General features: G+C 62.0%; 13 protein-coding genes. 9 read left to right on the forward strand and 4 right to left on the reverse strand.

Annotation, left to right across the window (positions count from 1 at the left end):
- Positions 1 to 59 precede the first annotated feature (59 nt).
- Complete coding sequence (locus AC1EJR_RS11130; RefSeq protein WP_092289461.1) at positions 60 to 1,184, reverse strand: hypothetical protein; 1,125 nt, start codon at positions 1,182 to 1,184, stop codon at positions 60 to 62.
- A gap of 243 nt (positions 1,185 to 1,427) precedes the next feature.
- Between AC1EJR_RS11130 and AC1EJR_RS11135 the strand changes: the two genes are divergently transcribed.
- A complete protein-coding gene (locus AC1EJR_RS11135) occupies positions 1,428 to 2,165 on the forward strand; it encodes a hypothetical protein (RefSeq protein ID WP_092289459.1) in 738 nt (245 codons plus the stop codon).
- A 213-nt stretch (positions 2,166 to 2,378) separates the two neighbouring features.
- On the opposite strand, the gene AC1EJR_RS11140 is transcribed toward AC1EJR_RS11135, so the two are convergent.
- Positions 2,379 to 2,552, reverse strand: a complete 174-nt coding sequence (locus AC1EJR_RS11140; protein ID WP_177219820.1) for a hypothetical protein — start codon at positions 2,550 to 2,552, stop codon at positions 2,379 to 2,381.
- Between the two features lie 120 nt (positions 2,553 to 2,672).
- A complete protein-coding gene (gene lexA / locus AC1EJR_RS11145; protein WP_477147063.1) occupies positions 2,673 to 3,329 on the reverse strand; it encodes a transcriptional repressor LexA in 657 nt (218 codons plus the stop codon).
- A gap of 192 nt (positions 3,330 to 3,521) precedes the next feature.
- On the opposite strand from lexA, the gene AC1EJR_RS11150 reads away from it, so the two are divergent.
- The 8 genes from AC1EJR_RS11150 to AC1EJR_RS11185 all read left to right on the forward strand — a co-directional run bounded on the left by AC1EJR_RS11150 (position 3,522) and on the right by AC1EJR_RS11185 (position 9,540).
- The gene (locus AC1EJR_RS11150; RefSeq protein ID WP_477147068.1) at positions 3,522 to 4,565 is read left to right on the forward strand and encodes an asparaginase; all 1,044 of its coding nucleotides are present in this window, start codon (positions 3,522 to 3,524) and stop codon (positions 4,563 to 4,565) included.
- A gap of 127 nt (positions 4,566 to 4,692) precedes the next feature.
- Positions 4,693 to 5,067: a 30S ribosomal protein S6 gene (gene rpsF / locus AC1EJR_RS11155; protein WP_019448365.1), complete on the forward strand. Its 375-nt coding sequence runs from the start codon at positions 4,693 to 4,695 to the stop codon at positions 5,065 to 5,067.
- Between the two features lie 77 nt (positions 5,068 to 5,144).
- Positions 5,145 to 5,444: a primosomal replication protein N gene (gene priB / locus AC1EJR_RS11160; RefSeq protein ID WP_092289453.1), complete on the forward strand. Its 300-nt coding sequence runs from the start codon at positions 5,145 to 5,147 to the stop codon at positions 5,442 to 5,444.
- Positions 5,445 to 5,447: 3 nt separating this feature from the next.
- Positions 5,448 to 5,726 carry a 30S ribosomal protein S18 gene (rpsR, locus tag AC1EJR_RS11165; RefSeq protein ID WP_477147064.1) on the forward strand — a complete coding sequence of 93 codons (279 nt, stop codon included), beginning with the start codon at positions 5,448 to 5,450 and terminating at the stop codon, positions 5,724 to 5,726.
- 30 nt (positions 5,727 to 5,756) lie between these two features.
- Entirely contained in the window at positions 5,757 to 6,209 is a 453-nt protein-coding gene (gene rplI / locus AC1EJR_RS11170) for a 50S ribosomal protein L9 (RefSeq protein WP_092289451.1), read from the forward strand.
- 129 nt (positions 6,210 to 6,338) lie between these two features.
- Positions 6,339 to 7,730 (forward strand): replicative DNA helicase, encoded by a 1,392-nt coding sequence (locus AC1EJR_RS11175; RefSeq protein WP_092289449.1) that lies wholly within the window; start codon positions 6,339 to 6,341, stop codon positions 7,728 to 7,730.
- 159 nt (positions 7,731 to 7,889) lie between these two features.
- Positions 7,890 to 8,516, forward strand: coding sequence for a DUF47 domain-containing protein (locus AC1EJR_RS11180; RefSeq protein ID WP_092289447.1), 627 nt, complete (start codon positions 7,890 to 7,892; stop codon positions 8,514 to 8,516).
- A 13-nt stretch (positions 8,517 to 8,529) separates the two neighbouring features.
- Entirely contained in the window at positions 8,530 to 9,540 is a 1,011-nt protein-coding gene (locus AC1EJR_RS11185; RefSeq protein WP_477147065.1) for an inorganic phosphate transporter, read from the forward strand.
- A 67-nt stretch (positions 9,541 to 9,607) separates the two neighbouring features.
- Here AC1EJR_RS11185 and AC1EJR_RS11190 read toward each other — a convergent pair.
- Positions 9,608 to 9,790 (reverse strand): IS3 family transposase (locus AC1EJR_RS11190; protein WP_477110267.1); only part of this gene is annotated, 183 nt, incomplete at its 5' end.

The raw sequence follows: 9,790 nt of genomic DNA on the forward strand, positions 1-9,790 counted from the left end.
AACAAAACGGCCACTTACTCAAGTGGCCGTTTGCTTTTCTGCGCGCCGTTGCTACCCGCTCAGCGAGCACTCCCGTCCTGATTCCCCTCCGAGAAATAGTAGAGATGGGTGTTGTCCGGCGCTTCGGCGTGGCGACGAAATTTTTCGCTGTCCGATTCGGCGCTGGCCTTGGCCAGTTCCGCGGCTTGTCGATAGGGCATCGGCTCCTTGTCCTTCTCGACCTCCAGCAACCGCGTCTGCTCATTCACGCGCACGCTGAACCGGCCCAGGTTGTAGAACAGGTACATGGCGTAGAGATTGTCGAAGTCGCGATAGGCCCCTTGCTCCCTGCGGAAATCGAGCGACAGGACGGAGGGGAAGCGGTTGGGCAGGTCCTTGAATGCCACCTTCTCCTCTTCGCGAGGTTCCACATAGGTGGAGCTGCCGTACTTCTTGTACAGCACTACGTCCATACCGTATCCGCGCTTGCCCCATTCCTTGATCAGCTTCATCGCCATCTCCGTGGGAATATTCGCGGTCGCGGCGGCCACCACGCGTCGCCCGGATAGGACTTTGGGGCTCTTTATCGTCAAATCCTTGTAGCCGGCGCCGTACTTGAAGGCGGCGCCGATGGTCTTGGCGCAGTTCAGGCGCAAATAATCGTATTGGATTGTACCGCTGTGATATTCGGTGTCCGTTGCCCGCCGATGGTAGTCGTCGTTGATGCGGCGGAAGTAATCGACCAGCGACTGTTTTTCCTGCGTGGGCACGCCGTAGACCCGCACACCGATCACCGACCGCTTGTAAATCTCGCCATAGTCGAGGCCAAACATCGTCGTTTCCGCGATGGAGGAGGCCGTCTTGAACAGATATTCCTTCTTTGGGATGCCCGCCATCAGATTGGCGGTGTAAAAATCATTCTCGTGCTTGGGCGTGCGGTCGGCGTAGAAATTTGCCGAGTAGACAATGTCGTCGCCGAGCGTGTCGTCACGGACGCCCAGGGCGATATGGCCAGCCGATCCGCCCTTCGATGTCCCAAAGCTGATCAGTAGCTCCAGGTCGTAGGGCTCTTCGCGAAGTAGGTCGGTAATCTGATCGATATTGGCGGGCTCGGGGCCACCCTTGCTACCGAACTCAGCAGCAACCCCCGGCCCCGAAATCAGTGCGGCGATGACCAGGAGCCATGCCGCCAGGCTTGTCCTCATTGCGTCCCTTATATCGTCAGCCAGTGTCCGTCGATCCTTCACCCAAAGAATAATCGTTGATCGGCCCATGTGCCGGAAAACCGTCGGGGGCGTGGATGCACTGGGCTTTGTTCCCGGATCATGTGCGACAGCCCACATAGTGACAAGTTTTCGAGAATGATTTTCGCTACGCTTCACGGCGGGCCAAATGGTCTAATCCATATCATCTAGGCAAATCACCTATACGAAGCGCGAGGTCATGCCGTGGCGGAGCGAATTCGATTCAACCCTGATGTAGCACTGGCGGCATTTTCCAGTGTGATTCCGATGCCGACCTTGGCTGCCATTAACGCGGCTATCGATCGATCCTTCGGCGAACAGCCCGAGCGTGCCGAGCCATTCGCAATGGCTGAGTTACTACGTCGCAATGAAGCCTTCCGCAAGCTCGAGGAGACGGCGTGCGCCGAGACTCGGGCCATGGCCACCACGCTCCTGAAGAAGTCGCTGCGTTGGGAAGCGTTCCACGTGATTCGTTGTGCCAGCACGTCTACGCGCAACGAGAGCCATTGCCGCCACTACGATTCGCATCTGCTGACGCTGCTGATTCCGCTGAAGCTCGCCCCCGATGGCGTTTGCAACGGTGATCTGCTGGTTTATCACCCGCCACGGCTGGCGGTATCCACTGTGGCCAATGTTTTTTGCAAGCTTCGTCATGGCATTCAGCGCAATCTGCCGTTTCCCATCAGAAAATGGATGACGCTACGGGATCTGCGCCGTGGCCGCTGCAACCGCGTGCCGGTGGAGCCGGGCAGCGTCTATGTCTTCAACGGCTTTGTGCTCCAGCATGCCAACCTTGATGTGGAAGTTGGCGAGCGCCGGTCGTTGCTGATTCACTACTACGACCCTGGCTACTCGGCGGGTCTGAGCGGGACCGTGCGGGGCGTGCGTATGCTGTGGGACCGTCTGCGCAAGAACATGACTGGCATGTATCCTGGTACCTGATCCAGCCGGGGAGGGCGAAAAAAAACCGGCACTCGGCGGGGTCGACAAGTTCCGGTTTCGCGCATCGGCGCCAATGCGCCGGTACTACGGATGCGCGCCATCGAGTGTAAAGCACCTCTCACGATGAATTAAACGTTCTCTTAATTTCACGTGGTGGGCTCGCAACTGCACTATTTACAATGATTTGGGCGACGCGGCTCCGCCGCTAGCGGTTCATGCGTCCAGTTTGTCGGGCATATCCGCAAGTTCCAGCATCCGGCAGATTGCAGCCATGCTGCCGACCATCGTACGACGCTGGGCGCCCTGGTAGACGCGCACGCCCTTGGTTTGGCGGAACGGCACGGGCTTGACCGGGCGGCGGGAAGCGGTGTGGTTGACTGGCAGCATGGCGGCACCTCGAAGTTTGCGACAGCAGGAGTCCACGCCCGTCGTCCGGAGAGAACGGGGCGGCGTTGGCAATGCAAAACTGGGGACCAGGACAGGCGGCCGCCCGTCCGGTCTCGGAAGTCAGAAGCCCGAGGAGCGGATTAGCCCGACGGCGATGCCTTCCAGCGAAAATTCCTCACGGCCGGCCTGCACCACGATATTCTCGAAATCCGGGTTTTCGGCGATCAGCTCGATCATGTCGCCGCGCCGCTTCAGGCGTTTGACGGTCACATCGTCGCCGATCCGCGCGACGACGATCTTGCCGTTGGCGGCTTCGCTGGCTTTCCTGACGGCGAGCAGGTCGCCGTCGAGGATGCCGGCATCGCGCATGCTCAGGCCCCGCACGCGCAGCAGGTAATCAGGTCGATCATCAAATACCGAGGCGTCTACCTGGTACTGACGGTCGATGTGCTCTGCGGCAAGGATCGGGCTGCCTGCGGCCACGCGGCCCACGAGCGGCAGCGTCAGCTGCATCACGCCGGCCATCGGCAGCGAGAACTGGTCCGTCATCTCCGAATCGCTACGTGCCACCTTGAGGCGGATGCCGCGCGACGCGCCTGGCGTCAGCTCGATCACGCCCTTGCGGGCCAGCGCTMGCAGGTGTTCCTCGGCAGAGTTGGGCGAGGAGAAACCGAATTCGGACGCGATCTCGGCACGGGTCGGCGGAATGCCGGTGTGCCGGATCGTGTTGCGGATCAGGTCGAAGATCTGCTGTTGCCGGGGTGTCAGGGTCGCCATGGGTCGCCGGTCTCTCGTGGTGCCGAAGCACTGTATGTTTAAACAGTATGCTGTGATTTTATACAGTATCGAGTGAAGTGCAAGCACAATTTGCAGTGGCGATGTGGGGCATGCGCGACACCCGGCGGACTCCAGTGCGCCCGGCGACACGGGTTTGCGAGAGCGGCGGTCCTCGGCGTGCCACCAGTTACAATCGCCTGCACCACCCGCTCACTCGCTCGATTTTCTCGCTATATGTCTACGTCATTGCCCCGCATCGTCGTGCTCGCCACCGGCGGCACCATCGCAGGCTCGTCCGCCAGCCCCGCCAGCAGTGCGCAGTACCGCGCGGCCACCGTGCCGGTCTCGTCGCTGATCCAGGCCGTGCCTGCGCTGGGCGAGGTGGCCCGTGTGGAGACGGAGCAGGTGGCCCAGATCKACAGCAAGGACATGGCCTTCAGCCTGTGGGCGACGCTTGCCGCACGGGTGGCGCATTGGGTCGCGCAGCCCGATGTGGTGGGCGTGGTGATTACCCACGGCACGGACACGCTTGAAGAAACGGCGATGTTCCTGCACCTGACGCAGCGGAGCGCGGTGCCGGTGGTGCTGACCGCGGCAATGCGCCCGTCCACGTCGCTCTCGGCCGATGGTCCGCTGAATCTGCTCGACGCAGTGCGCGTGGCGGCAAGCCCGGATGCGCGCGGGCAGGGCGTGCTCGTGGTCCTGAACCAGGAAATTCATGCGGCCCGCGATGTCGCCAAGGTCCATACCTCGGCGGTCAATGCGTTCACGTCGCCGGCGGGCGGGCCAATTGGTTTCGTGCAGGATGCCTACGTGCGCTTTGCACGCGCGTGCGCCCCCAGCGACGCGCCAGCGCTGCCCGTGCCTACGGCGTGGCCGCTTGTCGAAATCGTGGCGAGCTATGCCCAGCCGGGCAGGGTGGCCGTGGATGCGATGGTCTCGGCCGGCGTAAAGGGGTTCGTGGTGGCGGCCACCGGCAATGGCTCGGTCCATGAGACGCTGGGCGACGCGCTGGCCGATGCAGCTGCGCGAGGCGTGGCCGTGGTGCGAAGCTCCCGCACGGGCGCCGGCCATGTGGCGGGGCCGGCACGCCCGCGCCTGGCCTCGGGCGAATTCGCCTCCGCCGGCAATCTCAATCCGTACAAGGCGCGCGTGCTGCTACTGCTGGCGCTGGCGGCGGATGCGTCGCTTGGCACCGATCCGGCTCGCCTGCAGGCCGTTTTCCGACAATACTGAGAGATTCCCAGCGTCCTGCCGGGATGCCGGCTTGCGTGCTGGCCCGKAACCGGGCTATACTCGCGGGCTATTCAACCTTGCTACACCGGACATGGCGCCCGGGTGGCTACATCCAAAAGGAGCGTCAATGCGTCATTACGAAATCGTATTTATCGTCCATCCGGACCAAAGCGAACAAGTGCCGGCGATGATCGAGCGTTACAAGCAGCTCGTCACGTCGCAAAACGGCCAGGTTCACCGCGTGGAAGACTGGGGCCGCCGTCAGATGGCCTACATGATCCAGAAGCTGGCCAAGGCTCACTACGTTTGCCTGAACATCGAATGCGGCAAGGAAACCCTGGCCGAACTCGAGCACGCCTTCAAGTTCAATGACGCCGTGCTGCGTCACCTGATCGTGCAGACCAAGAAGGCCGAGACCGCTCCTTCGCCGATGATGAAGGAAGTGCAGCGCGAAGAAGCCCGCAAGGCCGCGCAAACGACCACGGAAGGCCAGGCTGCCTGAATGCAGTCTGCGGTGCCGGTCGTGGCAGGCGAAATCCGCCACGGCAGGCCAGGTAGCGAGAGCGGGGGAGCACAGCGGTGAACCAGTTAAGGCTGACCGCCACCCTCGCGGAGCGCGATGCGCTGCGCTACACCCCGGCCGGTGTACCCGTCGTCAACTGCATCCTGCAGCATGCCGGCGAGGTCATGGAGGCGGAAACGCCCCGGCAGGTGGAATTCGCCATCGCGGCGATGGGGATAGGTCCCGTCGGCCAGCGTCTGGAGCGGTTACCGCTCGGCACGCTGCTCGACTGCGAAGGATTCCTCACCCGCAGGCACCGCAACAGCAAGGCACTCGTCTTTCACATCACTGGATGTAAAGCATTCGTAAAGGATTGAATCATGGCATTCGTCAAACGTGACAACAAGAACAAGAAGCGCTTCCAGCAACAGAACCCGCTGTTCAAGCGCAAGCGCTTCTGCCGCTTCACCGTGGCTGGCGTGKAACAGATCRACTACAAGGATCTGGACACCCTGAAGGACTTCATCGGCGATAACGGCAAGATCACGCCGGCTCGTCTGACCGGTACCAAGGCTCACTATCAGCGTCAGCTGGATACGGCCATCAAGCGCGCCCGCTTCCTGGCGCTGATGCCGTACACCGACCTGCACAAGAACTGATAGTCCCAGGACCGCAAGGAGAAATACACGATGCAAGTCATTCTGCTGGAAAAAGTCATCAACCTGGGCAACCTGGGCGACATCGTTCGCGTGAAGGACGGTTACGCTCGTAACTTCCTGATCCCGTCGAAGAAGGCGCGTCGCGCCACGCAAACCGCGATCGCCGAGTTCGAAGTGAAGCGCGCCGAGCTGGAAAAGGCCGCTGCCGCTAAGCTGGCCGCCGCTCAAGGCGAAGGCGAGAAGCTGAACGGCCTGACCGTCCAGATCACCCAGAAGTCGGGTGTGGACGGCCGACTGTTCGGTTCGGTGACCAACGCCGACATCGCCGAAGCCCTGGAAACCCAAGGCTTCAAGGTCGAGAAGGCCCAAGTGCGTCTGCCGAACGGCCCGCTGAAGATCGTTGGCGACCACCCGGTCAACGTTGCGCTGCACACCGACGTGGTGGTGGACGTGACCGTGTCCGTCCTGGGCGAGCACGTCTAAGCAGCACCGTATCGATGCGCCGGCCCCGGCCGGTGCGTCCGATGCACAAGAAGGCAGGAGCTGCGCTCCTGCCTTTTTTATTGCCGCCGCGCCCTTGGGCCGGGTCCGGCGCCGCTATAATCCCACCCCATGAATGCGCCTGCCGCCGATCCCCAACTAGACAGTCTCAAGGTTCCCCCGCACTCCATCGAGGCCGAGCAATCGGTACTCGGCGGTCTGCTGCTGGATAACGCCGCCTGGGACCGTATTGCCGACTTCCTCTCCGAATCGGACTTCTACCGCTTCGATCACCGCCTCATCTTCCAGAGCATTGCCCGCCTGATCTCCGCCACCAAGCCGGCGGACGTGATCACGGTGTATGAAATGCTCCAGGTGGCCGGCAAGGCCGAGGAGGTGGGTGGGCTGGCCTACCTGAACTCCCTGGCGCAGAACACGCCGAGCGCGGCCAATATCCGCCGCTATGCGGAAATCGTGCGCGAGCGCTCGGTGCTGCGCAAGCTGGTCACCGTGGCGGACGACATTGCCTCGGCCGCCTTTGCGCCGAAGGGCCGCGAGGTCCGTGAGCTGCTTGATGAAGCAGAATCCAAGGTTTTTGCGATTGCCGAAGAGGGCTCGCGGGGGCAGAAGGGCTTCCAGGAAATCCAGCCGCTGCTGACGCAGGTGGTGGAGCGGATCGACGAGCTGTATCACCGTGATTCCGCCACCGACGTGACCGGCGTGCCCACTGGCTTTATCGACCTGGACAAGATGACCAGCGGCATGCAGGCCGGCGACCTGATCATCGTGGCAGGCCGTCCGTCGATGGGTAAGACGGCATTTTCGCTGAACATCGGCGAACATGTGGCCGTGGAGCAGGGTCTGCCCGTGGCTGTGTTCTCGATGGAAATGGCCGGTGTGCAGCTGGCCATGCGTATGTTGGGCTCGGTAGGCCGGCTCGACCAGCACCGGTTGCGTACCGGCCGCCTGCTGGACGAGGACTGGCCGCGCCTGACCCATGCCATCCAGCGCATGAACGACGCACAATTGTTTATCGACGAAACGCCAGCACTGAACCCGATGGAGCTGCGGGCGCGTTCGCGCCGCCTCGCGCGCCAGTGCGGGCAGCTTGGCCTGATCATCATCGATTACCTCCAGCTGATGTCCGGCTCGGGCAGCGGCGAGAACCGCGCGACCGAGATTTCGGAGATCTCCCGGTCGCTGAAGGGCCTCGCCAAGGAACTCAACTGCCCGGTGATCGCGCTGTCGCAGCTGAACCGAAGCCTGGAACAGCGTCCGAACAAGCGTCCGGTGATGTCCGATCTACGTGAATCGGGCGCCATCGAACAGGATGCCGATGTGATCCTGTTCATTTATCGCGACGAAGTCTACAACCCGGACTCGCAGGACAAAGGGACATCGGAAATCATCATCGGTAAGCAGCGTAACGGCCCGATCGGCACCGTTCGGCTCACGTTCCTGGGTCAATTCACGAAGTTCGACAACTTCAGCGGTGGGCCGGCGTTCTTTGACAACGACACCTGATCCCACACGGCAACCCCTGAGCGGGCCGTAACCCTGTAAAATATTGCGCTTTGATGACAGCCGCCCAGCGCGGCTGTCGTGCAATCTGCGCCGGCGTGTGCCGGGCTCCCCTTTGCAACACAACCTGACGCGCCAGCGCGCGCGCCACAAGGACATTTCATGTTCGGCCGATTCATGCCCACCGAGGGCAAGTTCTTCGAATACTTCAACCAGCACGCCGATTGCGCGGTGACCGCCGCCCACGAGCTGGAAGCCCTCGTCAACGACCTGCCCAACGCTGAAGCCCATGCCCGGCGCGTGCAGGCCACCGAGAAGAAGGCTGACCGCATCACGCACGACACGATCGACCTGCTGCACAAGACCTTCATMACGCCGCTGGACCGCGACGAGATCCACAAGCTCATCACGACCATGGACGACATCCTGGACCTGATGGAAGACGTGGCCGAGACGATCTCGCTCTACGACGTGACCAGCCTGACGGACGAAGCCCGCCGCCTGGCCACCATCTGCGTGCAGTGCTGCGATCAGGTGAAGATTGCCGTGGGGCTGCTCGAAGACATGGGTAATGCCAGCACGATCCTGAAGACCGCACAGCAGATCGACCAGCTCGAGTCCGAGGCAGACCGCGTGATGCGCTCGGCCATGTCGAAGCTGTTCCGGGAAGAGACCGACGTGAAGCGCCTGATCAAGTTGAAGGCGATTTACGAGCAGTTGGAGACCATTACCGACAAGTGCGAGGACGTGGCCAACATCATCGAAGGCATCGTCCTGGAAAACGCCTGAGGCGCGCACTCGCATGCAAACCATTCAAATGAGCTTGTGGGTGATCGGCCTGCTGGTCGTGCTCGCGTTGCTGTTCGACTTCATGAACGGCTTCCACGATGCGGCCAACTCGATCGCCACGGTGGTGTCCACGGGTGTGCTGAAGCCGCACCATGCCGTGGCGATGGCCGCCATGTGCAACGTGGTCGCGATCTTCGTGTTCCACCTGAAGGTGGCCGCCACCGTCGGCACGGGCACGATTGACGTCAACATCGTCGATCACTACGTTATCTTCGGCGCGCTGGTCGGCGCCATCGCGTGGAACGTMATCACGTGGTTCTACGGGATTCCGTCGTCGTCGTCGCACGCGCTGATCGGCGGACTGGTCGGCGCAGCGGTGGCCAAGGCCGGCACCGGCGCGCTGGTTGGTAACGGCCTGATCAAGACCGTGGCCTTCATCCTGATTTCGCCGCTGCTMGGCTTCGTGCTGGGATCGATAATGATGGTGGTGGTGGGCTGGACGTTCTTCMGCACGCCGCCGTCGCGCGTGGACCGCTGGTTCCGCCGTCTGCAACTGGTGTCGGCGTCGCTCTATAGCCTCGGCCACGGCGGCAATGACGCGCAGAAGACCATCGGCATTATCTGGATGCTGCTGATCGCGAGCGGCCATATCGCCACGGGGGCCTCGGGCCCGCCGACCTGGGTGATCGTGAGCTGCTACGTGGCCATCGGCATGGGCACGCTGTTCGGCGGCTGGCGTATTGTCCGCACCATGGGCCAGAAGATCACCAAGCTGAAGCCGGTTGGCGGTTTCTGTGCTGAGACGGGCGGGGCGATTACGCTGTTCATCGCCTCGGCGCTTGGTGTGCCAGTGTCGACCACGCACACGATTACCGGTGCCATCGTTGGCGTGGGTTCGGCGCAGAAGATGTCCGCCGTGCGCTGGGGCGTGGCGGGCAACATCGTCTGGGCGTGGGTGCTGACCATTCCGGCGTCGGCGTTCATGGCCGCCATCGCATGGTGGATTGGCCGGCAGATCCTCTGACGGGATCGTGCAGAAACAAGAAAGCCAGGCATCGTGAACTGACCCMCAGAAGTTGGACGGTTGATGGCTAGGCCGGAAAGGGCTGAGTCCTGTATTGCACRGGACTCAGCCCTTTTAGTTTGAGCTTGATGCGGTCATGATTGTAGTAGTGAATGTATTGGCGCAGTCCATCCTGCAGTTGCTCGATGCTGGTGAACTTGTTCAGGTAGAAGAATTCGGACTTTAGGATGCCGAAGAAGCTCTCCATGGC

Source organism: Cupriavidus sp. 05T42 (assembly GCF_056396345.1).

Coding starts and splice junctions, on each gene's coding strand:
- AC1EJR_RS11130 (WP_092289461.1), bottom strand. CDS start 1,184: ATGAGGACAAGCCTGGCGGCATGGCTCCTGGTCATCGCCGCACTGATT.
- AC1EJR_RS11140 (WP_177219820.1), bottom strand. CDS start 2,552: ATGCTGCCAGTCAACCACACCGCTTCCCGCCGCCCGGTCAAGCCCGTG.
- rpsF (WP_019448365.1), top strand. CDS start 4,693: ATGCGTCATTACGAAATCGTATTTATCGTCCATCCGGACCAAAGCGAA.
- rplI (WP_092289451.1), top strand. CDS start 5,757: ATGCAAGTCATTCTGCTGGAAAAAGTCATCAACCTGGGCAACCTGGGC.
- AC1EJR_RS11175 (WP_092289449.1), top strand. CDS start 6,339: ATGAATGCGCCTGCCGCCGATCCCCAACTAGACAGTCTCAAGGTTCCC.